The organism is Pseudomonas sp. zfem002 (genome assembly GCF_032621685.1).
In the GTDB taxonomy this organism is placed as follows: Bacteria; Pseudomonadota; Gammaproteobacteria; order Pseudomonadales; family Pseudomonadaceae; genus Aquipseudomonas; species Aquipseudomonas japonica.
The window spans coordinates 1-24,431 of the sequence record NZ_JAVYJH010000046.1; the positions used below are offsets into that span (position 1 = coordinate 1).

Genomic DNA, 24,431 nt, shown 5'->3' on the forward strand with positions numbered 1-24,431 from the left:
CAGGGTTGGGACTCGTTGTTCACTGGCCTGAGCACGGGGTACGGCACCTGGTTCCAGGGTGAGGTGGCGGCCAACTATTCCGGGCCGTTCAACAGCAACACCGGGATTCACCATGTCGGCCTGAAGGCCACGCCGCTGGAGAACCTTACCGTCGGCGCGCTGTACTTCGACTTCAACACCCTGCGCACCCGCGACACCCTCAACCTGGATGCGCGGGAGCTGGATCTGTATGTGGAGTGGGCGGTGAACGAGCACCTGATCATCAGCCCGCTGGTCGGTCTTTATCAGCCGAAGAAGGACGAAAGCAACGGCGGCAACCAGGTGGGGGGCAATGGCACCAATGTGTACAGCCAATTGACGGTGGCTGTGCCGTTCTGAGGGTCTTGCACTAACTTGGTAGGAGCTGGCTTGCCTGCGAAGGACCGCAACGCGGTCCCAGACCTCACCGCTATCGGGGACCGCTGTGCGGTCCTTTCGCAGGCAAGCCAGCTCCTACAGAATCAATGAGGCCATCACAGCCAGTCTCCGCCATCCCGCCGAACGCCGCATTGCCCAGCGCATACGCCCCCCCCCAACCGACGGGAACAGTTCGGCTTTGAGGGGAACAGGCGTTTCCCTGCGAAACAATTTATATACACTTGTCCGCACCCGCCCCGCCGCAGAACCTGACGTGAACCCGCGCACGTCCAAGCCCCTTTCGCTTTCAGGAGTACCCCGCTTGTCCCGCGACAACCTTCCCCTGGTGATGCTGCCCGGCCTGCTCAACGACCATCGCCTCTGGGCTCATGCCCAGGCCACCTTTGCACCGACGCGCCAGGTGCTGATCCCCGACCTGAGCCAGGACAGTTGCATCACCGCCATGGCCGAGCGGGTGCTGCGCCAGGCGCCGCCGCGCTTCGCCCTCGCGGCACTGTCCATGGGCGGCTACGTGGCGTTCGAGATCATGCGCCGTGCTCCGCAGCGGGTCGAACGCCTGGCCCTGTTCGACACCATGGCGCGCCCCGACGACCCGGCCCGCGCGCGGGTGCGCCGCGGCCTGCTGGAACTGGCCGGGCTGGGCAAGTTCAAGGGCGTCACCCCGCAACTGCTGCCGCGCCTGATGCATGCGCGCAGCCTCGACAGCAGCGTGCCGCGGGTGGTGATGGAGATGGCCGACGCCATCGGCCGCGAGGGCTTCATCCGCCAGCAGCAGGCGATCATCGACCGCGCGGACTACCGCCCCGTGCTGGAGACGATTCGCGTGCCGACCCTGGTGCTGTTCGGCGAACAGGACGAGATCACGCCCCTGGCCGAGGCGCGGGTGATCCACGAAGGCATCGCCGGCGCGCACCTGGAGGTGATCGGTGATTGCGGCCACCTGCCGCCGCTGGAACATCCCGAGCACTGCAGCGAACTGCTTGGCCGCTGGCTCGACGGTGCCTTCGACGCCTGACCCCGCCACAGCGTCGAACCCATCGCCCGCCTGCGTACCGTCTGACGACTTGGCTCGCGCGAACCCTGTAGGAGCGGGCTCGCCCGCGAAAGGACCGCAAAGCGGTCCCGGATAGCGGTCCCGGATAGCGGTGAGATCGGGGACCGCTTTGCGGTCCTTTCGCGGGCAAGCCCGCTCCTACAAGTCGTTGGGCAGGCATCCAGAGCTGTAATTCCCGGCCTTTTCCCGGGGACCGGCCGCCCGCACGCCTGAAGGCGCATTTCCATCAACTCGCTTCGCGGTTGCTGGACGCCTCGCTGTCGTCCTGCACGTCGCCGCGCTCCCTGAGCAACTGAACGAAGGTGCTCAGGCAGCGCGACATCATCCCCCGCCGCCACACCAGCCAGGTGCGCAGGTAGCGAAACTTCTCCGACAGCGGCCAGACGCTGACCGTGCTGCAGCCCGGCATGCTGTCGAGCATGCTGCGCGGCATCAGCGCCAGGCCGGCGCCGGCGCTGACGCAGGCGAGCATGCCGTGGTAGGACTCCATTTCGAGGATCTTGCCCGGCACCGCGCCGTCCTGGGCAAACCATTTCTCGAAGTGATGACGGTACGAGCAGTTGGCGCGGAAGGCGTAGATGGTCGCGCCGTTGACCTCGGCGGCACGGGCGATCGGCCCATGGTGGAGCGGCGCGATCAGGACCATCTCCTCGGTGAACACCGGCACCCCTTCCAGCGCCGGGTGCAGCACCGGCCCGTCGACGAAGGCGGCGCTCAGGCGCCCGGCCAGCACGCCGTCGATCATCGCCCCGGACGGACCGGTGCTCAGGTCCAGCTCGACCTTGGCGTAGCTCTGGTTGTAGGCCGCGAGCAACGCCGGGATGCGCACCGCCGCGGTACTTTCCAGGGAACCCAGGGCGAAGGCGCCCTGCGGCTCGTCGCCGGCCACGGTCTGCCGCGCCTCGGCCACCAGGTCGAGAATGCGCCGCGCGTAGTCGAGGAAATTCCAGCCGGCCGGCGACAGGCGCAGGCGGCTTTTCTCGCGGATGAACAGGTCGGCGCCGAGTTCTTCTTCCAGTTGTCGGATGCGGGTGGTCAGGTTCGACGGCACTCGGTGAATATGCTGGGCCGCGGCACTGATGCTGCCCTGCTCTGCCACGGCCTTGAACATCTCCAGCTGGACCAGATCCATAACATCATTCTCTCTGCGTGAATGTTTCGCTCAGTATTATTCAGTTTCAGGGAAACATACAACGCAGTAGGCTTCGATCCGTACTCCTTCCATCAGGACGCCGAGATGACCGTGATCAGCCACCAGACCCATGCCCTGTCGATCAACCCCGCCACCGGCGAGCAGATCGGCGCCTATCCCTACGAGAGCGACGCCGTGCTCGACGCCGCCCTGGCCCGTGCCGCCGCCGGCTACGCGGTCTGGCGCCGCACGCCGCTGGAAGGCCGCGTCGGCCAGTTGCGCGCCCTCGCCGCCGCCCTGCGCGACAACCTCGAGGCCATGGCGCGGATGATCACCGACGAAATGGGCAAGCCGGTCGCCCAGGCCCGTGGCGAAATCGAGAAATGCATTCATCTGTGCGAGTGGTACGCCGACAACGGCCCGGCCATGCTCGCCGCCGAAGCCGCGCCGGTGCCGGTGGGCAAGGCGCGCATCGAATACCGTCCACTGGGCCCGCTGCTGGCGGTGATGCCGTGGAACTTCCCGATCTGGCAGGTCCTGCGTGGTGCCGTGCCGGCGCTGCTGGCCGGCAACACCTACGTGCTCAAGCACGCACCGAACGTGATGGGCAGCGCCTACCTGCTGCTCGATGCGTTCAAACGCGCCGCCTTCCCTGAGGGCGTGTTCGAGGTGCTCAACGTCACGCCGGATGGCGTGTCGAAGGCCATCGCCGACCCGCGCATCGCCGCCGTGACCCTGACCGGCAGCGTGCGTGCCGGTACCGCCATCGGTGCCCAGGCCGGTGCCGCGCTGAAGAAATGCGTTCTGGAGCTGGGCGGTTCCGATCCGTTCATCGTGCTCAATGACGCCGACCTCGACGCGGCGGTGAAGGCCGCGGTCATCGGTCGCTACCAGAACACCGGCCAGGTCTGCGCGGCGGCCAAGCGCCTGATCGTCGAGGAAGGCGTGGTCCAGGCCTTCACCGAGAAGTTCGTGGCCATGACCCGCGAGCTGGTGGTGGGCGATCCGCGCAATGGCGACACCTACATCGGCCCGATGGCCCGCTTCGACCTGCGCGACGAGCTGGACGGCCAGGTCCAGGCCACCCTGGCCGAGGGCGCGACCCTGCTGCTGGGCGGCGGCAAGGCCGAGGGCGACGGCAACTACTACCAGCCGACGGTGCTGGCCGATGTCACCGAGCACATGACCTCGTTCAGGGAGGAACTGTTCGGCCCGGTGGCCTCGATCATCACCGCCCGCGATGCCCGGCATGCGCTGGCGCTGGCCAATGACAGCGAGTTCGGCCTGACGGCGACCATCTACAGCGCCGACGTGGCGCTGGCCGAGAAGCTGGTGGAAGAGCTGGATACCGGTGGCGTGTTCATCAACGGCTACTGCGCCAGCGATCCGCGGGTGACCTTCGGTGGCGTGAAGAAGAGCGGGTTCGGCCGCGAGCTGTCGCACTTCGGTGTGCGCGAGTTCTGCAATGCGCAGACGGTGTGGCTGGAGCGCAACTGAGCGGCGGACTGGCGATGGTGTCCGGGTGGGCACCATCGCCGGCCCGGGACATGATCTTTACGACGGCTGCGCCGCCGATCGCGAATAAATTCGCTCCCACGCCGGACTGCTGCGCGCTTGCGATCTGCTCTCGGCGCCACAGCGCATGCGGGCTCCCACAGGCTTTGTGCATGACCTGAAGAAACCCGCTGCCCCCCTCAGAACTTCGCCCGCAGCGTCAGCATGAAGTTGCGCGGATCACCGTAGAAGTTGTTGTACGCCGAGGTGCCCACCGTCGCGTAGTAACGCTTGTCGGCCAGGTTGTTGGCGTTCAGCGTCGCCGACCAGTGCTCGTCGATGCGGTAGTCGATGCTGCCGCTCCACACCGTGTAGCCGGCCTGCATGAACTTGTAGGTGACATCCTCGCCATCGAACTTGCCGCTGTCCGGGTTGAAGGTGGTCACGTAGCCATTCTTCGACGTGCGGCTCTGCGTCGTCGCACCGAGGCCGACTTTCCAGTCCTGCCACTGCCCTGGCAACTGATAGGTCCCCCACAGCTTGAACAGGTGCTTGGGCGTGACCCCGGCGAAGGAATCACGGGCCTCGTCGCCCTCCTTGTCGACCACATGGGCGTAGGTGTAGCCGGCGATCAACTGCAGGCCCGGGGCGACCTCGCCACTGATCTCGGCATCGAAGCCCTGGCTGACCACCAGGCCCTGGTTGCGGTAGCAGCAATCGCCGCCGAAATCGTACTGGCCGTCCTCGATCGCGGCACCGTCCTGCTCGATGCGGTACAGGGCGAACGCGCTGTTCATGCGCCCGTCGAACAACTGGCCCTTGAGGCCCAGCTCGTAGTTCTTCGACGTGCTCGGCTCGAGCGGCGAGCCTGGCTGCGGGCCCATGCTGTAGCCGGTCTGCGGGGTGAAGGTCTCGGCGTAGCTGGTGTACAGGGTCCAGCGCGGGTCGAGGTCCCAGGTCAGGCCGGCATACGGCGTGAAGACCCCGCTCTCATGCTTGGTGGATGGCCGCGACGGCGGCGTCTCGCCGTCGAAGAAGTCCTGCTTGTTCTGGTAGGCGTAGTCCGCCAGGCGCCCGCCGATGATGAACTTCACCTCCTCGCTCAGGGACAGGCGGGTCATGCCGTACAGCGACTTACGAATCTCGGTGAGGTACTGGTCCTTGTTCAGGCGGCTGCCCTGGTCCGCGGGGGGCGTGCGTCCGCCGAGGTCCAGCGGCAGGTTGGCGATCACCCCGGTGTACTGCACCACCGAACCCACCGTGTGGGTGTAGTCCAGCCCGCCGAGCACATCGTGTTCCAGGCCGAAGGCGCTGAAGCGGCCCTTGAAGTAGCTGTTGAGGGTCTTGCGCTCGCTGCCGCCGGTGTTGGGGTAGTTGTACCAGGCCGGGCCGAGGCCGCTTTCCGGATCGACGCCGCCGAAGTAGTAGAGCCCGCTGGAGTTGCGGTCGATGTCCACCCAGTTCAGCTCGGTGGTCAGCGACCAGTCGGGGGCGAAGCTGTGCTCGACCCTGGCGTAGGCCTGGCGGGTTTCTTCGCGCACGCGGTTCCAGTTCGAGGTGAAGGCGGTGTGCCGCGGCAGCTTGAGGTCCTCGCCGTTGCTGTAGCGCGGCAGGCCGTTGAAGTACGGCACGCCATCGACGTCCTGGTAGCTGCCGCCGAGGGTCAGGGTGGTGTCCGGGCTCAGGTCGAACTCCAGCGAGCCATAGGCCAGGCTGTTCTGCAGGTCGCCGTAGTCGTAGAAGGCCTTGCTGTCCTGGTAGGCCATGCCGAGGCGGCCGCGGATATCGCCGCTGTCCACCAGCGGGCCGGTGAGGTCGAACTCGCTGCGGTAGTTGTCCCAGCTGCCGGCGGACGCGGAAAACGCCAGCCGGCTGTCGCGCAGGGCACGCTTGCGCACCAGGTTGACGGTGCCGCCGGGATCGCCGCTGCTGGAGAACAGACCGTCGACCCCGCGCAGGAACTCGACGCGCTCGTACTGGGCCATGTCCAGCTGGCTCAGCGCACCGTAGCCGGCGATGCTGGTGCTCAACGGCGCGCCACCATCGATCTGGGTGTTGGACACGGCGAAGCCGCGGGAAAAGAAGTTGCTCTCGTTGCCCATGGAGGCCTGGGCGATCCCGCCTTTCTGCAGGGTCACGCCCGTCACCTTGGCCATCACCTCGGTCAGGCTGTTGAGGTTCTGTTCCTCGATCTGCTGGCGGGTGACCACCGACACCGAATGCGGCACTTCGCGCAGCGAGGTGGCGACCTTGCTGCCCACCGTCGCGCTCTGCACGGTGTACGCCGCGCCGCTCTCGGCCAGGCCCTGGCCGACCACGGCGGTCGGGGCCAGGGCCACGCTGCCCTGGCCCGGTGTCTGCAGCAGCGACCAACTGCCATCGGCATTGCGCACGACACTGAACGGACTGCCCTGGAGCAGCCGGGCAAAGCCCTGCTCGACACTGAAGCGGCCGTTCAGCGCCGGGCTCTGGTGACCGGCCGTCATGCGCGTATCGAACGACACCACCACCCCGGCCTCGCCGGCGAAACGGATCAGTGCCGCATCCAGCGGACCGGCGGGAATGCCGTAGGTTTTCTCCACAGACTCGGCGCGGGCCTGGCTGGCGGGCGCGAACAACGGCGCGCCGACGGCGGTGTGCAGGGCCAGCGAGGCCGAGACGATGGCCAGCGCCAGTGGCTTCTTGCGCAGTGAACGGGTGGGACGAACAACGGTGATGGGCAACCCTGAAAGCATGCTGATTCCTGATCCTTCGCACTGTGGATGGGGTGGTTTCAGGGGTAAGTCGAGCGGGCGCGGAAAAATCGACAACGCCGCGCAAGAAATTTCTCAGGCGTTGCCGACCACCCGGGTCCAGTAGCGGCTGCGTTGCCGCACCTGGACCGGCAGGGCGCGGGCGATGGCGGCGAAGGCCATGTCCAGGTCATCCAGGGGGAAGGCGCCGGAAATCGGCAGTTCGGCCACTGCGTCGTCCCAGCCGAGGTAACCGTGCCGGTAGCGGCGCAACTCGCCGAGCAGACGCCGCAGCGGCCAGCCATTGACCAGCAGGCGGCCATTGACCCACTCGCCACTGCCCGGCTCCAGCGCCTGCAGCGGTCCACAGTGTTGCGCGCTGAAGCTCATGCCCTGCCCCGCCTCGACCCGCTGCTCGCGGTCCAGCTGCAGCGGGGTCACCGCCACGGCCTGCTCGAAGACTTCGAGGCGCGTGCTGGCGTCGTTCTGGCGCACGCTGAAGCGGGTGCCCAGCGCCCGCACGTGGCCTTCGGCGCTGCGCACCAGCAGCGGCCGCGGATCGACGCCGGTGCTCAGGAGGATTTCCCCGGCGCGCAGATGGATCAGGCGCATCTGCGCGGTGAAGCGGATGTCCACCGCGCTGGCGGTATTCAGCGCCAGGCGGGTGCCATCGCTGAGGGTCAGGCTGCGCCGCTCGCCGACGCCGGTGCGCTGCTCGGCCAGCCACACCGGGGCCTGGCGATAGCCGTTCCAGCCCAGCGCGCCGACCCCGGCCAGCAGCGCCAGGTGCTTGAGCACGGCGCGTCGGTCGAGGCCGGCCGGGGCGTGGTCCAGCACCCGGCAGGCGAACTCGCCCGGCAGGCCCTGCAACTGCGCCTGCATCCGCTCGACCCGCTGCCAGGCCCACTGGTGCGCGGGATCGGCCTGCCGCCATTGCCGCCAGGCGGCGAGCAGCGCGGCGTCCTCGGGCCCCGCGGCCAGCCGCGCCAGCCATTGCGCGGCCATGCGCAGGGCCTCGCGCTGCTGCTCGGCGGTCACTCCTGCTGCTCCAGGGCAAACAGCAGGCAGTGTTCAGTGGCCTTGGCCACGTACTTGGTCACCGAGCTGACCGAGACGCCCATGCGCGCAGCGATCTCCTTGTAGCCCAGGCCCTGCAGCTGCGAGAGCAGGAACGCCTGCTTCACCTTGCGCCCCAGGCCGCTGAGCATGGCGTCCACCGCGTGCAGGCTCTCCAGCAACAGCAGGCGCTCCTCGGGCGAGATGTCGAAGGTCGGCGGCGCGTCGGCGAGGGCCTGCAGATAGGCCTGTTCCAGGGCACGCCGGCGGAAGCTGTCGACCATCACCCGCCGCGCCACGCTGCCGAGGAAGCAGCGCGGCTCGCGCAGATCGCCGGGCAGCCCGTGGCGCCGCTCACTCAGGAGCAGGCGCAGGAAGGTGTCCTGGGCAAAGTCCGCGGCCTGCTGCGAACACCCCAGGCGCGCCCGCAGCCAGCCCACCAGCCAGCCATGGTGGGCGCTGTAGAGAGAGGCAACGGTCTGGGGCGGGTCGGCGGGCATGGACGGCAATCGATATCATTTGAGAATGAGTCGTAATTTAGTGGATGTCCACCATGCTTTGCAATTGCCATCAGGGCGTCCGGCGGCGGGATTGCACCTTTTCCGGCGACCTGGCTGTTGGCGCGCAAGCTGTTGGCTGCGCAATCTTCAGGACCACTGGTCGGGCCTGGGTGAATCGACTTGAGCGCGGGCGGCGCAACCTGCGTCGTACGGGAACACAGGCTGTCCTGTGTGCCCCCGAAATCAGATGAGGTGAAGGATCATGGCCGACAACCAAGGCAAGCAAGGCAACTCCAACCCGGGCAACTTCGCCAATGACCGGCAGAAAGCCGCCGAAGCCGGGCGCAAGGGCGGCCGGGCATCCGGCGGCAACTTCGCCAACGACCGCCAGCGCGCTTCCGAAGCCGGTCGCATCGGTGGCCAGAACAGCCATGGCGGCGGGCGCAAGAGCCAGTGACGAAGCCCCCGCGAGGGCTCCTCGGAGCCCTTTCCCTCATGACGCCGCAAAGCCCTGCCGGCGTGCCCTCCAGACCACCAGCAGGGTCAGTGCCAGGAGCGCCAGGATGGCGGGGAAGAAGCTGCCGACGCCCTGGTGCTGGAGGAGAAACGCCCCCAGGATGCCGCCCCCGGCGATCGCCATGTTCCAGGCGGTGACCAGCATCGACTGGGCGACATCAGCCGCCTCGCCGGCGGTCCTGGCCAGCGCGGTCTGGAACAGGGTGGGCGCACCGCCATAGGCCAGCCCCCACAATCCCACCGCCGTGTAGACCAGCAGCGGATTCGCCTCGAACAGCCCCAGCACCAGCGCGCACAGCCCGAACAGCAGGGTGCAGATCAGTGTGAGCAGGCGCAGGTGACGGTCGATCAGCGCACCGATGATCCAGATTCCCAGCAGCGACGTGAGGCCGAACACCAGCAGCACCAGGTCCGTGCGCTCGGCCATGCCCGCCTTGGCGAGGAACGGCGCGATATAGGTGTAGAGAATGTTGTGGGCGAGGACGAAGGCCAGCACCACCAACAGCACCGGACGCACCCCGGGCATGGCCAGCACCCGCCCAGGCGACAGGCGCTTGCCGGCGGCCTGGCCGGGGAAGTCCGGGACCGCGGCGCGCACCCAGAGCATCAGCAGCAGGGCCAGCAGGCTCATGAAGGCAAAGCACAGGCGCCAGCCGAGCAGATTGCCCAGCAGGGTGCCGCCGGGAACCCCCAGCGACAGGGCCAGCGGCGCGCCGACCATGGCGATGGCGATCGCCCTGCCCTGCTGCTGCGGCGCCACCATGCGCGCCGCGTATCCCGCCAGCAGCGCCCACAGCAGCCCGGCCGCCATGCCGGCGAGAAAGCGCGCGAACAGGGTCAGCAGCGCGCTGCTGGACAGCGCCGTGAGCGTATTGGCGATCACGAAGCCGGCCAGTGCGGTCAGCAGCAACGGCCGCCGGCGCATGCCCTGGGTCAGGGCGATCAGGGGAATCGCCGCCAGCAGCGAGCCGCAGGCGTAGAGCGTCACCAGTTGCCCGGCCAGCGCTTCGGAAATGCCCAGGCCAACGCTGATCTGCGCCAGCAGCCCGGCGGGTAGCGCCTCGGTGAGGATGGTGACGAACCCGGTCAAGGCCAGGGCCAGGAGTGCCGCGATGGGCAGGCGCGCGACCTGCGCGGCGTCGAATGGAGCGGTGGTGGAGAGTGTCATGGTTACGCCTCGTCGAATGCAGGCTGCCATGCTCGACGCATCACCCATGCAAGACAATAATGCTCGGGTTCAAAACATATCGGACAAATATTCCGCAATAGGGACTGTCATGGAATCGCTCAACGGTATCGCCTTCTTCGTCCAGGCGGCGGAAACCCGCAGCTTCTCCGCGGCCGGGCGTCTGCTCGGGGTCTCGGCTTCGGCGGTCGGCAAAAGCATCTGCCGCCTGGAACAGCGCCTCGGCGTGCGCCTGTTTCACCGCAGCACCCGCAGCATCACCCTGACCGCGGAAGGCACGCTGTTTCTCGAACGCTGCCGACGCATCCTCTGCGAGCTGGAGGCGGCCGAACTGGAAATGTCGGAGACCCACCAGGCGCCGCGCGGACGTCTGCGCATCAGCCTGCCCCAGACCGGAATCCTGGTGCTGCCGACGCTGACCGCCTTCATGCGGCGCTACCCGGCCATCGAGCTGGACGTGGACCTCTCCGACCGGTTGGTGGAGGTGATCGAGGAAGGCTTCGACGTGGTCATGCGCACCGGCGAACCCGCCGATTCGCGCCTGATGTCCCGCGTCCTCGGCAACTTCCACCTGCAACTGGTGGCGTCTCCCGCGTACCTGGCGCAGCGCGGTACACCGCGGTGTCCGGCCGATCTCGCCGGGCATGCCTGCCTGCAGTACAAGTTGCCCAGCACCGGCAGGCTGCAGCCGTGGCCGTTGAAGGACGACGGTGCGCGGGAGTGGAAACTGCCGGCCTCGATGCAGTGCAACAGCGCGATCGCCCTGGTGGATGTCGCCCGCGCCGGGCTGGGCATCGCCTGCCTGCCGGACTTCATGGTGGGCGAGGCCATCGCCCGCGGTGAGCTGGTCGACGTGCTGCCCGAGCACGTCGAGCATCAGGGCACCTTCCGCCTGCTCTGGCCGTCGAGCAAGCAGCTGGCGCCGAAGCTGCGGGTGTTCATCGACTTCATGTGCGCGGAGCTGTTTCCCGCGCGCGCCTGAGCTCAGTGGGGGTCGCCGGTGGTGACCGCAAAGGCGCTGCGAATGAAATGCTCCAGCTCATCGGCCTGGAGAATCTCGATGGAGAAATGCCCGAAGCGTTTGGGCAGCCAGAGGATCCGTACACCGCTGGGCGAGTCCAGCTGGTCGCGGGCCAGCGGCTTGCCGTTCTCGTCTTCCGGGCATTCGCCGTTGGCCAGCAACTGGTCATAGGCGGCGAGGATGTCCGGGGTGGTGTAGCACTGGCGGTAGATGGTGCCTTCGCCATTGCGCTGCAGCAGCTCGTGCAGGTTGCCGGCCAGCGGCTGGACCAGGATGAAACGCTCGCTGCCGAAGCGCACCACCGCGTAGCGCACGTGCAGGCCGTCGCGCTGCCAGGTGAAGGCGCGCGACACCTGCGCCGAGAACACCCGGGCGTAATGCGCGCAAGCGCTTTCGAGGTCGTGGACCAGGACATCCACGTGGCTGAATTTCAGGTCCATGACGGTTTTCCCGGGCCGGCGACAAGGCGCTCAGGGTAACGCCGCTACAGCCACCCGGCCAGCACGATCGGCAGCCAGGCGAACGACAGCAGGGTCGAGCACATCACCACATTGGCCACCTGCTCCGGCGAGCGCCCGGCGCGCACCGCCAGCAGGTAGTTGAACACCGCCACCGGCATGGCCGACTGCATCACCAGCACCGCGTGGGGCAGCGTCGGCATGTCGAGCAGGGCCCCGATCGCCCAGCCGACCGCGGCACCGAGAACGATGCGCAGCGCCCCGAGCAGCATGCCGCTGCCGACCTGCTGCGGGCGGATGCTGGCCAGCGACACGCCGAGGGTCAGGAGCATCAGCGGAATCACCATGCCGCCCACCAGGTCCACGGTATTGGCCAGCCACAGCGGCAGTTGCAGGTCGAAGAAGATCATCGGCAAGGCCAGGGCCAGGCTGATGACGATGGGGTTGCGCAGCAGCGAGCGGAACGTGGTGACGCCGCCGGAGATGGCGATCCCCAGGGTGAACTGGAAGCTCGACAGGGTCAGGAAGAACGCCACCGCCAGGGCCAGGCCCTGGTCGCCGAAGGCGTACAGCGCCACCGGCAGGCCCATGTTGCCGGTGTTGGGAAACATGAACGCCGGCATCAGCACCCGCCAGTGCTGGCCGAAGGCGCGGCTCACCGCATAGCCGATCGCCGCCATCGCCAGCATGCCCAGCACGCAGGCCAGGGCCATGCTGGCGAAGGCCTGCGGATCGAGGCGGGTGCGGTGCAGGGTCGACAGCACCAGGCACGGCGTGCCGATGCTCATGACCAGGCTGGCGATGAACTCCGTCGGGTAGGCATGGCCCCGGCGGGCCCAGATGAAGCCGATCGCGGCGACGATGAAGACAGGCGCCAGAACGGCGAACAACGAAGCCAGCATGGGGCGTGGTCCTTGGCAAAAGCGGCCATGCTAGGAGCGGGTGGTGGGTGGGTGCAAGCCTTTGCCGCCTGGGGACCTGCCGCGGAGCGGCGCGGCCCGATGCCTTATCGCCACCATCCCTTTAGACTGTCGTGCCTTTTCCTGACATAACCCTTCCCTACCAATCTGACAATCATCACGGCCCCTCATGAGCATGACTACCAGGGAAAATGTCGTTCAATCGGCCATCGAGCACGCCTTGAACGCATATTGCGACCACGCGGGCATGCGGCTCTTTCGCCCGTTCGCCAATCAACAAGGTGAAAACCTTCGAAGCTATTGCGCTGATGTCCTCGGACTCCTGGATGATTCCAGGGTCATTCTGCTGGAGGTCAAAGAGCTGGATTGCGAAACCGGAAAGTTGGCCAGGTTCGAACCCGAGCAGCACGCAGCATGTTGTCAGTTCGAACAGCTTGGTGTGCCTCTTGGCTACGCCTACAACGCCGTAGCGGAACTTGAATACGACTTGCAACCGCGAGATGCAGAATGGCCCCGAATTACCCTGACGCAAGTCAATAGATCGACACCCGGAAAACTTCCTTCGAACACGCCGGATATCAAGCACCACCAGACCTTGCTGTCATGGTTGACCTGTGCGGACAGTGGGGACTCAACGAAGATCCTTGGCAAACTGCATGGATTCGTCCGGCACCCTGAAGTGCTGCGCAATGGCATGCTGGTGCTCATCTACGGCGTCACCGAAAATGCATTGGCCATGCTCGCACCGAAGGAAATCGATGCGATTGTCAAAACGCTGAACAGCAGCAAACTCACAGCGAAGCAACAGGAAAAGCTGACCACCCTGCTGGGTGAGTCCGCCGACGTCTTCAAACGGTTCGACGTCCTGAAAAAAAAGAACAGGCTGAGACGCCCGAAGATCTGAGATCTCGCGGCCCTCGGGGCCACGGCCTGTCAAATGCCGTGGCCCCGGGTCAATAGAGAAAGGCTTTCGGTCTGCCTGGTTTCGACTTGTCGTTGAACCGGTAGTTGACTGTAGTTCGACAAACGGTCACCTCCCCTCTCCCGCAATGCGCTCATGTTTCAACAGGACTGACTAGGCTCAACAATCCTGCATCCCGATCCTTGGCGCTCAGGGAAGGTACCGAATGCTCGACTCACTGGAACTGCTGATCGTAGCCGCAGCCCTGTTTCTGTGTTCTCGACTGCTGCGTCTTCCCGGCAGAGCACGTGGCCGTACTCTGCAGATCAAGCGATCACTGGCGACAGTACTGGCATCGACCGCTGTCACCGCCCTTCTCGCGGCCGCCCTGCTGTTCCTGATCGGCTACCTGATAGCCGCCGAGTATCGAGCCACGACCATACTCGCCCTTGAACAGACCCTCGAAACCTACGCGAGCCTCTCGGCGCATCTCTGGCTGGTGTTGCTTGCGATCTTCCTGGTCCTGGCGCTGATCACTGGCGGGTTCCTCGTATCCACCGCCACCGCCCGCAGCATCAGCAGACTCAGCAGCCTGGGCAACGCATTGAAATATGCAGTCGTGCTGCTCGCCAGCTGCGGCATCGCCCAGATCGGCGCGCAGCAGAAAATTGAGGCATACACGGCGCTCACCCGGCTGGAAATCGATGAGCAGAAAGCACTGCAGTTGACCTTGTTCAGAAAGCTCGTGCAGGCCAGTCAGCAACAGCTGGTGTCAGCTGTCGTCAACGATTTCATCGCCGACGATGCACGAGCAAGCGCGACCGTGGATGCCTATGACTTCGTGCGTGAGTATCAACGGTATCCCTACAAGAGAACCCTTCTCGCTCCGCGGCCGTCAGTGGGCTTCCAGCCGACAAAGGAACTGCAACGCGCGAGCCTGGAAAAGTTGATGGAACTCTACTCGACGACTGAGTCAGGTCCGTTGGATACCCGGATCTGGAACGACACCAAACCCCATGACCTGACCGATGACATCACCCGCATGGTCTTCGACGAGAGCATCAGTGACAACCTCAAGGAAAATATCCTGGGCATAGAGAATCCTCTGCTTGACGCGCTGGTCAGCGCGATTCTCGATCCGTTGATCCTCGACAGGCTCAAGACGGTCTCGGTGGAAATGGCGAGCCGGGCCTTGCGAGGCGAATGGTCTCCGACGGAGCTCGAGGCCAATGCCAGCACCGAAAGCAAGAAACTTGCGCTGGCTCGCTTCAAGACCGCAACCGCTCGCGCAGTGGACGCCGATAGCGAGATTGGCGAGCCCTTGTGGAACGCGGTACGGGTGAGCTTGTCAGCATCGGTCGAACACGGTTTACCTCGCAAAAGCGATAGCGCTCAAAACGAAGCCCGCCAGGTGATATTTGACTTCAAAGCGTTCTGGTCCGCCGTCGAACAGCTCTATGGACAAGGCAATGCACGCGCCCAAGGCTCGGAGAGGCTATTCCAGAATTATCTGCTGAGCAGGGAGCACTACGCCGCGCTGTGGGGTTATGGCGTCATCACTTTCGCACCTGCCGGGCTGGATTCCGAGCTGAAACGGATCGCGGTGACCCGCATGACCAAAGGCGATGATCGCGAGGCGATGATGGCCCTGCTGGCGCTTCGTTCCTCCACGAATGAAGAGGTTCAAACGTGGTTGAGCAAGAACCAGCTACCCAGCGTATCAAGCGACATGACACTGGAAGAGGTCGCCGAGATTTCCCATGCATCCGGGAACAGCAAACCAAAGGACGGCTTCACGCTGTATTTTCAGGAGACGGCTCCGGACAGGAGCGCTGACGCCCGCGACTACTTCAACAGTGAGCGCGTAGAACTGCAGGTGGGACGTTTATGTCCCAAGCTCGGGATCCAGGAGTAAGTCGCTCGCCCCTATCCCAGCCCGCCCCACACCTGCACCAGCCCCAGCAGATGCACCAACCCATACCCGGCACAGATCAGCGAACTGACCACGATGAAGCGCCTGCTGTGCCCGGTATTGCGCAGCAGCAGCGGCCCGGCGAAGCCGCGCAGCAGGTAGACCGCCGTAATGGCGCACAACCCTGCTCGCAGCAACGGCAAGGGTCCGATCAGCCCCGCACCGGACAATGCGTATGCCGCCCAGATCGCCAGGACCAGGGCGATGCCCAGGGTGATGAGCGTCGGAAAACGCCTGCCCTGCTCGGCAGCCCGAGCCATTCTTTCCCCCGCTCCCATCAAGCGATAACCCGCGGGCCCCACGGCGATGCACCACAGGTGCGCGAGCGCCGCCAGCAGGCTGAGCAACGCACCGAGCAGCAGTGCCAGGTTGTAATCCATCATGTGCCGTGCACCTCCCTGAAAGCGCCGGAGCATACCCCCTCGCGGGAGGGCTTGACAGCACTGGGATAATCGAGGGAAAGCGCAGCACCTTCCCCCTTACGAAAAGGCAGGCTCCCCATGGACAACGAAGAACTCAAGGCCCTGTTCGACCAGCAGGCCGCCGGCTACGACCAGCAGTGGGCCGGCATGGCACCGCTTCGCGAGACCCTGTACTGCCTGCTCGGCGCGCTGTTCGTCGGATTGCCGCGGGATGCGCGGATTCTCTGCGTCGGTGTCGGTACCGGCGCGGAAATCGGCTATCTGGCACAGCGCTTCCCGGGTTGGCGCTTTACCGCGGTCGATCCGTCCGGGGCGATGCTCGATGTCTGCCGCGAGCGGGCGGCGCGGGGTGGTTTTGCCGAGCGCTGCGAGTTCCATGAGGGGTATCTGGAGACCCTGGACAGCGCTGCGCGGCATGACGCCAGCACCTGTTTTCTGGTGTCGCAGTTCTTCGTCGATGCCAGGCTGCGCACGGCCCTCTTCGGCGAGATCGCCCGACGCCTGAAGCCGGGCGGGCTGCTGGCCAGTGCCGATCTTGCCGGCGACACCACAGTGCCCGCCTACGAGACCCTGCTGCACAGTTGGATGACCCTGATGTCGAGCGCCGGGGTACAGCCGGACATGCTCGAACGCGCCCGCGCGGCGTATGCCAGGGACGTGGCGATCCTGCCGGCGGCGCGGGTGGGCGAGATCATCGAGGCGGCGGGGTTCGAGCGTTCGCTGGTGTTCTTCCAGGCGGGGTTGATGCATGGCTGGGTGAGTCGGGTGCCTGGCTGACATTCCAGGTTGCGGCTGGTGGCCTTATTGCTGCATGGGTATCTACACATCTCTGAAAGCCAGGTGGGAAACCGAATCAAGGCCGCCAGGCGCCTGCCTCAAGCCTTGCAGCGCCCTCAAGATCGAGCGCCGTCCGCACGGCGCATCGCGGGCAATGCCCGCTCCCACATTTGCTGCAACGTGCCATGGCCTGTTGGATTTGAGTTGCCAGCCTTTGTTTTTCGGCGATGCATCGCGGGGAGGCTGTTGGGCTCGACTCGGTATCGAGTCGAACCAACAAGGCAGTCAACCATGGCCTGACAGACATCGGTACGTTGCAACAAATGTGGGAGCGGATTTATCCGCGATGCGCCGTGCGGACGGCGCTCGATCTTGAGGACGCTGCAAGGCTTGAGGCAGGCACCTGGCGGCCATGACGCGGTTCCCCGCCAAGCTTCAAAGATGTGCAGATACCCATGCAGCGATGAAGCCATCATCAACGACAAAGAGTGCCCTGCCCCCACCCACCAGCGTCTGTCACTCTCCCGCCCACGCATCCCAGGCCGTCGCCCATGCAAGACATGCTGCAAGCCATCCTCGACCAGGCCCGCCCCCTGCTCTCCCAGGGCCAGGTCGCCCAGTACATCCCCGCCCTGGCCGAGGTCGATCCGCACCAGCTGGGCATCGCCATCTGCAGCCTCGACGGCCAGTTGCACTGCGCAGGCGATGCCCGGACGCCGTTCTCGATCCAGAGCATTTCCAAGGTCTTCAGCCTGGTCCAGGCGATCAGCCACAGCGGCGAGGACATCTGGACGCGCCTGGGCTACGAACCGTCCGGCCAGGCCTTCAACTCGCTGGTGCAACTGGAGGTGGAAAAAGGCCGCCCGCGCAACCCGTTCATCAACGCCGGCGCCCTGGTGATCTGCGATATCAACCAGTCGCGCTACGCCACGCCGGCCCTGTCGATGCGCGACTTCGTCCGCCATCTGTGCGGCAACCCGCGCATCGTCAGCGACGCCGTGGTGGCCGAGTCGGAATACCAGCACCGCGCGCGCAACGCGGCCATGGCCTACCTGATGCAGGCCTTCGGCAATTTCCACAACGAGGTCGATGCGGTGCTGCGTAGCTACTTCCATCACTGCGCGCTGTCGATGAGTTGCATCGATGTCGCCCGCGGCTTTGCCTTTCTCGCCAACAGCGGTTACTGCCCGCACAGCGGCGCGCAGATCCTCAGCCCGCGCCAGGCGCAGCAGGTCAACGCGATCATGGCCACCAGCGGTCTGTACGACGAAGCCGGCAACTTCGCCTACCGCGTCGGCCTGCCGGGCAAGAGCGGCGTGGGCGGCGGGATCGTCGCGGTGGTGCCAGGGCGCTACAGCATCTGCGTGTGGTCGCCGGCGTTGAATGCCTCGGGCAACTCGCTGGCGGGGATGCGCGTGCTGGAGCTGCTCAGCGAGCGCATCACCGGGTCGGTGTTCTCGGCCGTCCCGTAGGAGCGTGGCTTGCCCGCGACGCTCAGCGCATCGCCGCCAGCTTGATACCAAACCCCACCAGACAAGCCCCCGCCATCCGCTCGAACAGATTGGAAAGACGCGGATTGGCACGCATGCGCTCGGCCAGTCGCTGGGTCACGACCACCGCGATCAGGCCATAGAGGAAGGTCACCACCGCCACCGTGGCGGCGAGGAAGCCGAAGGTGATCAGGCCCTGGTGCTGCTGCGGATCGACGAACAACGGGAAGAAGGCCATGTAGAACATGATCGCCTTGGGGTTGAGCAAGGTGATCATCATGGTCTGGCGCAGGTAGTGGCCATTGTCCATGCGGCTCTTGCGCGGCGCACCGCCGGGCTTGCTCAGCAGCATGCGCAGGCCGATCCAGGCCAGGTACGCCGCGCCCGCCCACTGCACCACATGGAACGCCGCCGGGTACGCCGCCAGCAGCGTGGCCACCCCGGCCACCGCCAGCCACAGCAGTACCTGGTCACCGAGAATCACCCCGCAGGTCGCCGCCAGCCCGGCCTTGATCCCGCCCTTGCCGGTGGCGGTGATCAGGGCGAAGTTGCCAGGGCCGGGAATGGCCAGGACGATGATGAAGGCGATGACAAAAGCGCCGTAGTCGGTCACGCCAAGCATTGGGGGATCTCCTGAACTGTGGGAATTTTCCGATAAACGCCTAGCCTACCCGCTGCATCAGCGCCTGAATATGCCGGGAATATCGATACAAGCGGATTTGACTTGTACAACTTTCCGCCTAGCCTTGGGTAATACCTGTACAGAAATGTCATTCTGTACAAGATTACCCGGAGCCGCGGATGTCCATTTACCTGGAACGCTTTGTCGAGCGCTTTGCCCTACTGGATGCAGGGAGTCTCGGCCAGCTGGAAAAGTTGTACAGCGCAGACATCGTCTTTCGCGACCCGCTGCACCAGATCCACGGCCTGCCCGCCCTGCGCGACTATTTCGCCCAGCTGTACGCCAATGTCCGCGAGCTGCGCTACGACATTCACGACGCCAGCGAAACCCGCCCCGGCGAGGGCTACCTGCGCTGGACCCTGCACGTTCGCCATCCGCGCCTGGACGGCGGACGCCTGATCAGCCTCGACGGTTGCAGCCATCTGCAGTGGCACGAGCGCGTGCATCGCCATCAGGATTTCTTCGATGCCGGCGCGCTGCTCTATGAGCACGTTCCGGTCCTGGGCAGCGTGATCGCCTGGCTCAAGGGCCGTCTGGCATGAGCCGCTGCTGGCTGACCGGGGCCAGCAGCGGCCTCGGCGCCGCCCTGGCGCTGCAGCTGCTGGAACAGGGCCATCGGGTGGCGCTGGGCGGGCGCCAGCTGGAGCCGTTGCGCCAACTGGCCACCCAGTATCCGCAGCAGGTGCTGCTGACCCCGGGCGATATCGCCCAGGCCGATGAGGTGCGCGCCATGGTCGAGGCAATCGAACAGGCCTGGGGCGCGCTCGACCTGGCGATCCTCAATGCCGGGACCTGCGAATACCTGGAGCCGGGGCACTTCGATGCGGCCCTGGTCGAGCGGGTGCTGCGCACCAACCTGCTGGGCCTGAGCCAGTGCCTGGAAGCGGTGCTGCCGCTGCTGCAGCGCGGCCAGCGCCCGCACCTGGTGGTGACCGGCAGTTCGGTGGACTGGCTGGCCCTGCCCCGGGCCGCCGCCTATGGCGCGTCGAAGGCCGCCGTGCGCTACCTGGTGGAATCGCTGCGCATCGACCTCAGCCGCGCCGGTATCGACGTTACCCTGGTCAGCCCCGGTTTCGTCGACACCCCGCTGACCCGGCGCAACGACTTTCCCATGCCGCAACGCTGGAGCGCCGAACGCGCCGCGGAGCATATCGTCGGGCGCCTGCGCCGACGGCCGCTGGAGATCGCCTTTCCGTTCCCGTTCATCGCCATCCTGCGTCTGCTCGGCGCGCTGCCCGGGCGCTGGCGCCTGAAACTCGGCCAGCACCTGGCCCGCGACGAAAAGGACTGAGCGCCATGCGGATCGCCATCATCGGCAGCGGCATCGCCGGCCTGACCTGCGCCCGGCTGCTCAGTCGCCGCCACGAAATCAGCGTGTTCGAGGCCAGCGCCTGGATCGGCGGGCACACCCACACCGTCGACGTGCACTGCCAGGGCCGGGACTATGCCCTGGACACCGGTTTCATCGTGTTCAACGACTGGACCTACCCGAACTTCATCCGCCTGCTCGACCAGCTCGGCGTTGCCTCGCAGCCCACCGAGATGAGTTTTTCCGTGCACGATCCGGCCAGCGGCCTGGAATACAACGGGCACACCCTCGACAGCCTCTTCGCGCAGCGGCGCAATCTGCTCTCGCCGGGCTTCTGGGGCATGCTGCGGGACATCCTGCGCTTCAACCGCCAGGCCCTCGCCGACCTCGACGGCGGACGCCTGCAGGCGAGCACCAGCCTCGGCGACTACCTGCGCCAGCACGGCTACGGCCAGCGCTTCATCGAGCACTACGTGCTGCCCATGGGCTCGGCCATCTGGTCGATGTCGCGGGCCGACATGCTCGCCTTCCCCCTGCAGTTCTTCGTGCGTTTCTGCCGCAACCATGGCCTGCTCTCGGTCAACCGGCGTCCGCAGTGGCGGGTGATCGTGGGCGGCTCGCGCAGTTATGTGGAACCGCTGTGCCGCACCTTCATCGGCCGTATTCGCCTGAACTGCGCGGTTTCGCGGGTGCTGCGCGATGACGCCGGGGTCTGCGTGATCAGCGCCGACGGCACGGAGCGCTTCGACAAGGTGGTGCTGGCCTGCCACAGCGACCAGGCCCTGGCCCTGCTCGACGCCCCCAGCACGCGCGAACGGGAGATCCTCGGCGCCATCCGCTACGCCGACAACGACGTGGTCCTGCACACCGACACCGGCCTGCTGCCACGCCGGCGCAAGGCCTGGGCCAGCTGGAACTGTCGCCTGGGCAACGGCGAACACACGCCCGCCACGCTGACCTACGCGATGAACATCCTGCAGCGGATCGACGCGCCCGAGACCTTCTGCGTCAGCCTGAACCAGACCGCGCTGATCGACCCGGCGCGGATCCTCGCCCGCTTCACCTACGCCCACCCGCAATACAGCCTCGTCGCCGTGGCCGCCCAGGCGCGCCAGGCCGAGTTGCAGGGCCAGCAGCACAGCTATTTCTGCGGCGCCTACTGGGCCAACGGTTTCCACGAGGATGGCGTGGTCAGTGCGCTGCGCGTGGCCGAACACTTCGGAGAACGGCTGTGAACAGCTGCCTGTGCCACGGCTGGGTCAGCCACCGGCGCCTGGGACCGCGCGCCCACGGTTTTCGCTACCGCATCGGCATGTTCCTCATCGACCTCGATGAACAACCGCGCCTGCTCGGCCTGTCGCCCTGGCTCGGCACGTCGCGGCTGGCGCCCCTGAGCTGGCGCGAAAGCGACTACCTGCCGGCGCTGACCCGGCACGGCACGCCCCTGGTCGAGGCGGTCCGGCAACGGGTGGCGCAGGCCTGCGGCCAGGCACCGACAGGCCGTGTGCAACTGCTGACCCAGCCACGCTGCTGGGGCCTGTCGTTCAACCCGGTGAGTTTCTATTTCTGCCATGACCCCGACGGGCGCCTGGCGGCGATCCTCCTCGAAGTGCGCAACACACCCTGGCGCGAACGCTTTCACTACGTGCTGCCGGTGCAGCCGGAGCGGCCCCATGACTTTGCCGTGACCAAGGCCTTTCATGTCTCGCCGTTCCTGCCGCTGGACATGGACTATCGCCTGCGCTTTCGCCTCGATGGCCCGCACATCCGCATCCATATGGAGAACTGGCGCCAGGGCGCCAAGGTCTTCGCGGCCGACCTGCTCCTGCAGCGCCAGACGCTGGACCGCGCCGCCCTGCACCGACACATCCTGAGTTTCCCCTGGATGAGCCTGCGCACCGTCGCGGCGATCTACTGGCAGGCCCTGCGCCTGCTGCTCAAGCGCACACCCCTTCACGACCACCGCCCCAGCCACGGCGACCTGCGCCTTGGCCAACCCGAGGAGCCCGAGCATGTCCAATCCCACGCTGAGCGTTAGCAAATCGACACTGCTGGCGCCCATGCTCGGCAGCCTGGCCCGCGGCGCCGTGACCGCGCAGCTGCGCCGCCTGCGCCACGGGCACCTGCGCCTGCTCGGCGGCGATCGCCAGTGGAGCTTCGGCGACCCCGCCAGCCCCCTGCAGGCCGAGGTGGAGATCCTCGACGACGAGGCCTGGAGCCTGGTCGCCGGCAATGGCTCCATCGGCGCCGGCGAGGCCTATATCCATGGCTACTGGCGCAGCCCCGACGTGGCCGCGGTGACCCGCCTGTTCGTCGCCAACCTCGATGTACTGGATGCCCTCGAAGGCGGCCTGGCGCGCTTCGGCCGCCCGGCCCTGCGCCTGCTGCACCGGCTCAACCGCAACGACCGGCGCGGTGCGCGGCGCAATATCCTCGCCCACTACGACCTTGGCAATGCCCTGTTCGAACGCCTGCTCGACCCCACCATGATGTATTCGGCGGCGCGCTTCAGCAGCGCCGGGCAGAGCCTGGAACAGGCGCAGTTGCACAAGCTCGACGAGATCTGCCGCAAGCTCGAACTGCGCCCCGACGAGCACCTGCTGGAAATCGGCACGGGCTGGGGCAGCCTGGCGATCCACGCGGCGACCCGCTGCGGTTGCCGGGTGACCACCACCACCCTGTCCGAGGCGCAGTACGCCCATACCCTGCAGCGGGTGCGGGCGCTGGGCCTGGAGCAGCGTATCCGCGTGCTGCGCGAGGACTACCGCGACCTGCGCGGGCGTTTCGACAAACTGGTGTCGATCGAGATGATCGAAGCGGTCGGCCATCGCTACCTGCCCACCTACTTCCGCCAGTGCGCCAGGTTGCTCAAGGACGATGGCCTGATGCTGCTGCAGGCCATCACCATCCGCGACCAGCGCTACGCCCAGGCGCGGCGTTCGGTGGATTTCATCCAGCGCTACATCTTCCCCGGCGGCGCCCTGCCCTCGCTGAGCGTGCTGCTCGCCACCGCCAGCCGGCAGACCGCGCTGAACCTGGTGCATATGGAGGACTTCGGCCAGGACTACGCGCGCACCCTGCGCCACTGGCGCGACAACCTGCGCCAGTCGCGCACGGCGCTGAGCGAACTGGGTTATGACGACAGCTTCCAACGCCTGTGGGAGTTCTACCTGTGTTATTGCCAGGGTGGCTTCGAAGAGCGGGCGATCGGCGTGGCGCAGCTGTTGTGGGCCGGACCGCGGGCACGGCGGGCGGCGCTGGAGTGACCCGTGCCTGGCTGCTGGGCAATGCCCTGTGGTTGCAGGCGGGGTGGTGGGGCTGCGTGCTCGGGGCGCGGTATCCGGGGTTGCTGCTGGGGGTGCTGGTGGGGTTGCTGATTCACCTTTGTTTGTGTCGCCGGCGGATCGTTGAAGTGCGCGTGCTGCTGATGATCGGCCTGGCGGGCTGCGTGCTCGATGCGCTGCTGGGGGCTGTCGGCGTGTTCGACTTCGCCCAGCGACCGCTGCCGGTGTGGCTGGCGCTGCTGTGGCTGGTGCTGGCCAGCGGGATGCGCCACAGCCTGGCGTGGTTGGGGCGGCCGGTGTGGCTTGCGCTGCTCTGCGGGCTGGTCGGGGGGCCCCTGGCTTATCTGGCCGGTGCGCGGTTGACGGGGGTCGGGTTGCCGTTGGGGATGGTGGTCACGGCGATGGTGCTGGGGATGGTCTGGGCGGTCTGGTTTCCGCTGTGTCTGTGGCTGGTGGGTCGGGTTGGGGCACAGGGGGTGGAGGAGGATGTTGCGTGATTCGGGGGCTTTTGAGGGGGGTGGCGGGAGACCGTATCAAGGCTGCCAGGTGCCTGTCTTGAGGCTTGCAGTCCGCACGGCGCTTCGCTGTGCATGACGATGCTTTTCTAGTGCCCTTGAGATCGAGCGCCGCCCGCGCGGCGCATCGCGGATAAATCCGCTCCCACATTTGTTGCAACGCACCTATATCTGACAGGCCATGGTTGACCGCCTTGTTGGTTCGACTCGATACCGAGTCGAGCCCAACAGCCTCCCCGCGATGCATCGCCGAAAAAACAAAGGCTGGCAACTCAAATCCAACAGGCCATGGCACGTTGCAGCAAATGATTGGGTCGAGGTAACGGGACTAGTGCTCGTTACCCCTCCCACACCACCGGACGTGCGGTTTTCCGCATCCGGCGGTTGGATCGCTCAGCGTTGCACTGAGGCGAGATCTTGCGCAGTGATCAGTCCAAACCGCCATCTTGCGCAGTGATCAGTCCAAACCGCCGCAGGCATTGATTGCTTAGGGCCTGTTGCAGAATCGGGTGCTTTGCCGCCTTCCAGGCTCCGTCGTAGAAGCTGATTCGCTTGATGCCCCGGCTGGGGATATTCAGTCTCAGCAGCGCTTT

General features: G+C 66.1%; 22 protein-coding genes and 2 pseudogenes. 15 read left to right on the top strand and 9 right to left on the bottom strand.

Translation table 11 applies throughout. From position 1 onward, the window contains the following. Both RTI28_RS29505 and RTI28_RS29510 read left to right on the top strand, forming a co-directional pair. Nucleotides 1-378 (top strand): annotated as a pseudogene (locus tag RTI28_RS29505) (hypothetical protein); the annotation flags it as partial. 340 nt (nucleotides 379-718) lie between these two features. Next, entirely contained in the window at nucleotides 719-1,432 is a 714-nt protein-coding gene (locus RTI28_RS29510; protein ID WP_316923766.1) for an alpha/beta fold hydrolase, read from the top strand. Nucleotides 1,433-1,697: 265 nt separating this feature from the next. Here the strand turns inward: RTI28_RS29510 and ptrR are convergent, their stop codons facing one another. Then, a complete protein-coding gene (gene ptrR / locus RTI28_RS29515; RefSeq protein ID WP_316923767.1) occupies nucleotides 1,698-2,603 on the bottom strand; it encodes a putrescine utilization regulator PtrR in 906 nt (301 codons plus the stop codon). Nucleotides 2,604-2,708: 105 nt separating this feature from the next. Between ptrR and RTI28_RS29520 the strand changes: the two genes are divergently transcribed. Continuing rightward, nucleotides 2,709-4,100: an aldehyde dehydrogenase family protein gene (locus tag RTI28_RS29520; protein ID WP_316923768.1), complete on the top strand. Its 1,392-nt coding sequence runs from the start codon at nucleotides 2,709-2,711 to the stop codon at nucleotides 4,098-4,100. A 197-nt stretch (nucleotides 4,101-4,297) separates the two neighbouring features. On the opposite strand, the gene RTI28_RS29525 is transcribed toward RTI28_RS29520, so the two are convergent. From RTI28_RS29525 to RTI28_RS29535, 3 genes are all read right to left on the bottom strand, one after another. Continuing rightward, on the bottom strand, nucleotides 4,298-6,832 hold the full coding sequence (locus RTI28_RS29525; protein ID WP_316923769.1) for a TonB-dependent siderophore receptor: 2,535 nt from the start codon (nucleotides 6,830-6,832) through the stop codon (nucleotides 4,298-4,300). A gap of 93 nt (nucleotides 6,833-6,925) precedes the next feature. Further along, nucleotides 6,926-7,867: a FecR domain-containing protein gene (locus tag RTI28_RS29530; protein WP_316923770.1), complete on the bottom strand. Its 942-nt coding sequence runs from the start codon at nucleotides 7,865-7,867 to the stop codon at nucleotides 6,926-6,928. Beyond that, a complete protein-coding gene (locus RTI28_RS29535) occupies nucleotides 7,864-8,385 on the bottom strand; it encodes a sigma-70 family RNA polymerase sigma factor (protein WP_316923771.1) in 522 nt (173 codons plus the stop codon). The genes RTI28_RS29530 and RTI28_RS29535 overlap by 4 nt, the downstream gene beginning before the upstream one ends. Before the next feature lie 295 nt (nucleotides 8,386-8,680). Here RTI28_RS29535 and RTI28_RS29540 point away from each other — a divergent pair. Beyond that, nucleotides 8,681-8,842 (top strand): annotated as a pseudogene (locus RTI28_RS29540) (general stress protein); the annotation flags it as partial. A 36-nt stretch (nucleotides 8,843-8,878) separates the two neighbouring features. Here the strand turns inward: RTI28_RS29540 and RTI28_RS29545 are convergent. Next, nucleotides 8,879-10,069 carry an MFS transporter gene (locus RTI28_RS29545; protein ID WP_316923773.1) on the bottom strand — a complete coding sequence of 397 codons (1,191 nt, stop codon included), beginning with the start codon at nucleotides 10,067-10,069 and terminating at the stop codon, nucleotides 8,879-8,881. A gap of 109 nt (nucleotides 10,070-10,178) precedes the next feature. On the opposite strand from RTI28_RS29545, the gene RTI28_RS29550 reads away from it, so the two are divergent. After that, complete coding sequence (locus tag RTI28_RS29550; RefSeq protein ID WP_316923774.1) at nucleotides 10,179-11,069, top strand: LysR family transcriptional regulator; 891 nt, start codon at nucleotides 10,179-10,181, stop codon at nucleotides 11,067-11,069. Nucleotides 11,070-11,071: 2 nt separating this feature from the next. On the opposite strand, the gene RTI28_RS29555 is transcribed toward RTI28_RS29550, so the two are convergent. Both RTI28_RS29555 and RTI28_RS29560 read right to left on the bottom strand, forming a co-directional pair. After that, nucleotides 11,072-11,548 (bottom strand): VOC family protein, encoded by a 477-nt coding sequence (locus RTI28_RS29555; RefSeq protein ID WP_316923775.1) that lies wholly within the window; start codon nucleotides 11,546-11,548, stop codon nucleotides 11,072-11,074. A gap of 44 nt (nucleotides 11,549-11,592) precedes the next feature. Next, complete coding sequence (locus RTI28_RS29560) at nucleotides 11,593-12,468, bottom strand: AEC family transporter (RefSeq protein ID WP_316923776.1); 876 nt, start codon at nucleotides 12,466-12,468, stop codon at nucleotides 11,593-11,595. Between the two features lie 187 nt (nucleotides 12,469-12,655). Here RTI28_RS29560 and RTI28_RS29565 point away from each other — a divergent pair, with 187 nt between their 5' ends. Together RTI28_RS29565 and RTI28_RS29570 are read left to right on the top strand one after the other, a co-directional pair. Beyond that, nucleotides 12,656-13,390, top strand: a complete 735-nt coding sequence (locus tag RTI28_RS29565) for a hypothetical protein (protein WP_316923777.1) — start codon at nucleotides 12,656-12,658, stop codon at nucleotides 13,388-13,390. 223 nt (nucleotides 13,391-13,613) lie between these two features. Next, a complete protein-coding gene (locus RTI28_RS29570) occupies nucleotides 13,614-15,302 on the top strand; it encodes a hypothetical protein (RefSeq protein WP_316923778.1) in 1,689 nt (562 codons plus the stop codon). An 11-nt stretch (nucleotides 15,303-15,313) separates the two neighbouring features. Here RTI28_RS29570 and RTI28_RS29575 read toward each other — a convergent pair whose 3' ends face one another. Then, complete coding sequence (locus RTI28_RS29575) at nucleotides 15,314-15,742, bottom strand: hypothetical protein (RefSeq protein WP_316923779.1); 429 nt, start codon at nucleotides 15,740-15,742, stop codon at nucleotides 15,314-15,316. 117 nt (nucleotides 15,743-15,859) lie between these two features. On the opposite strand from RTI28_RS29575, the gene RTI28_RS29580 reads away from it, so the two are divergent. Together RTI28_RS29580 and glsB are read left to right on the top strand one after the other, a co-directional pair. After that, entirely contained in the window at nucleotides 15,860-16,558 is a 699-nt protein-coding gene (locus RTI28_RS29580) for a class I SAM-dependent methyltransferase (RefSeq protein ID WP_316923780.1), read from the top strand. A gap of 551 nt (nucleotides 16,559-17,109) precedes the next feature. Further along, nucleotides 17,110-18,030 carry a glutaminase B gene (gene glsB, locus RTI28_RS29585; protein ID WP_316923781.1) on the top strand — a complete coding sequence of 307 codons (921 nt, stop codon included), beginning with the start codon at nucleotides 17,110-17,112 and terminating at the stop codon, nucleotides 18,028-18,030. Between the two features lie 22 nt (nucleotides 18,031-18,052). On the opposite strand, the gene leuE is transcribed toward glsB, so the two are convergent. Next, nucleotides 18,053-18,670 (bottom strand): leucine efflux protein LeuE, encoded by a 618-nt coding sequence (gene leuE / locus RTI28_RS29590; RefSeq protein WP_316923782.1) that lies wholly within the window; start codon nucleotides 18,668-18,670, stop codon nucleotides 18,053-18,055. 179 nt (nucleotides 18,671-18,849) lie between these two features. Here leuE and RTI28_RS29595 point away from each other — a divergent pair, with 179 nt between their 5' ends. From RTI28_RS29595 to RTI28_RS29620, 6 genes are read left to right on the top strand one after another with little or no spacing between them, the layout of a single operon-like run. Further along, complete coding sequence (locus tag RTI28_RS29595; protein WP_316923783.1) at nucleotides 18,850-19,272, top strand: nuclear transport factor 2 family protein; 423 nt, start codon at nucleotides 18,850-18,852, stop codon at nucleotides 19,270-19,272. Beyond that, nucleotides 19,269-20,021 (top strand): SDR family NAD(P)-dependent oxidoreductase, encoded by a 753-nt coding sequence (locus tag RTI28_RS29600; RefSeq protein ID WP_316923784.1) that lies wholly within the window; start codon nucleotides 19,269-19,271, stop codon nucleotides 20,019-20,021. The genes RTI28_RS29595 and RTI28_RS29600 overlap by 4 nt, the downstream gene beginning before the upstream one ends. A 5-nt stretch (nucleotides 20,022-20,026) precedes the next feature. After that, nucleotides 20,027-21,274, top strand: coding sequence for an NAD(P)/FAD-dependent oxidoreductase (locus RTI28_RS29605; RefSeq protein WP_316923785.1), 1,248 nt, complete (start codon nucleotides 20,027-20,029; stop codon nucleotides 21,272-21,274). Next, complete coding sequence (locus RTI28_RS29610) at nucleotides 21,271-22,077, top strand: DUF1365 domain-containing protein (protein ID WP_316923786.1); 807 nt, start codon at nucleotides 21,271-21,273, stop codon at nucleotides 22,075-22,077. Before RTI28_RS29605 ends, RTI28_RS29610 begins: the two co-directional genes overlap by 4 nt. After that, a complete protein-coding gene (locus RTI28_RS29615; RefSeq protein ID WP_316923787.1) occupies nucleotides 22,052-23,305 on the top strand; it encodes a cyclopropane-fatty-acyl-phospholipid synthase family protein in 1,254 nt (417 codons plus the stop codon). Before RTI28_RS29610 ends, RTI28_RS29615 begins: the two co-directional genes overlap by 26 nt. After that, the gene (locus RTI28_RS29620) at nucleotides 23,302-23,820 is read left to right on the top strand and encodes a DUF2878 domain-containing protein (RefSeq protein ID WP_316923788.1); all 519 of its coding nucleotides are present in this window, start codon (nucleotides 23,302-23,304) and stop codon (nucleotides 23,818-23,820) included. The genes RTI28_RS29615 and RTI28_RS29620 overlap by 4 nt, the downstream gene beginning before the upstream one ends. Nucleotides 23,821-24,431 lie beyond the last annotated feature (611 nt).

Excerpts from the sequence above, each read along its gene's own strand:
- ptrR (WP_316923767.1), bottom strand. The coding sequence starts at position 2,603 with ATGGATCTGGTCCAGCTGGAGATGTTCAAGGCCGTGGCAGAGCAGGGC.
- RTI28_RS29520 (WP_316923768.1), top strand. The coding sequence starts at position 2,709 with ATGACCGTGATCAGCCACCAGACCCATGCCCTGTCGATCAACCCCGCC.
- RTI28_RS29525 (WP_316923769.1), bottom strand. The coding sequence starts at position 6,832 with ATGCTTTCAGGGTTGCCCATCACCGTTGTTCGTCCCACCCGTTCACTG.
- RTI28_RS29535 (WP_316923771.1), bottom strand. The coding sequence starts at position 8,385 with ATGCCCGCCGACCCGCCCCAGACCGTTGCCTCTCTCTACAGCGCCCAC.
- RTI28_RS29545 (WP_316923773.1), bottom strand. The coding sequence starts at position 10,069 with ATGACACTCTCCACCACCGCTCCATTCGACGCCGCGCAGGTCGCGCGC.
- RTI28_RS29550 (WP_316923774.1), top strand. The coding sequence starts at position 10,179 with ATGGAATCGCTCAACGGTATCGCCTTCTTCGTCCAGGCGGCGGAAACC.
- RTI28_RS29555 (WP_316923775.1), bottom strand. The coding sequence starts at position 11,548 with ATGGACCTGAAATTCAGCCACGTGGATGTCCTGGTCCACGACCTCGAA.
- RTI28_RS29560 (WP_316923776.1), bottom strand. The coding sequence starts at position 12,468 with ATGCTGGCTTCGTTGTTCGCCGTTCTGGCGCCTGTCTTCATCGTCGCC.
- RTI28_RS29565 (WP_316923777.1), top strand. The coding sequence starts at position 12,656 with ATGAGCATGACTACCAGGGAAAATGTCGTTCAATCGGCCATCGAGCAC.
- RTI28_RS29570 (WP_316923778.1), top strand. The coding sequence starts at position 13,614 with ATGCTCGACTCACTGGAACTGCTGATCGTAGCCGCAGCCCTGTTTCTG.
- RTI28_RS29575 (WP_316923779.1), bottom strand. The coding sequence starts at position 15,742 with ATGATGGATTACAACCTGGCACTGCTGCTCGGTGCGTTGCTCAGCCTG.
- RTI28_RS29580 (WP_316923780.1), top strand. The coding sequence starts at position 15,860 with ATGGACAACGAAGAACTCAAGGCCCTGTTCGACCAGCAGGCCGCCGGC.
- glsB (WP_316923781.1), top strand. The coding sequence starts at position 17,110 with ATGCAAGACATGCTGCAAGCCATCCTCGACCAGGCCCGCCCCCTGCTC.
- leuE (WP_316923782.1), bottom strand. The coding sequence starts at position 18,670 with ATGCTTGGCGTGACCGACTACGGCGCTTTTGTCATCGCCTTCATCATC.
- RTI28_RS29595 (WP_316923783.1), top strand. The coding sequence starts at position 18,850 with ATGTCCATTTACCTGGAACGCTTTGTCGAGCGCTTTGCCCTACTGGAT.
- RTI28_RS29600 (WP_316923784.1), top strand. The coding sequence starts at position 19,269 with ATGAGCCGCTGCTGGCTGACCGGGGCCAGCAGCGGCCTCGGCGCCGCC.
- RTI28_RS29605 (WP_316923785.1), top strand. The coding sequence starts at position 20,027 with ATGCGGATCGCCATCATCGGCAGCGGCATCGCCGGCCTGACCTGCGCC.
- RTI28_RS29615 (WP_316923787.1), top strand. The coding sequence starts at position 22,052 with ATGTCCAATCCCACGCTGAGCGTTAGCAAATCGACACTGCTGGCGCCC.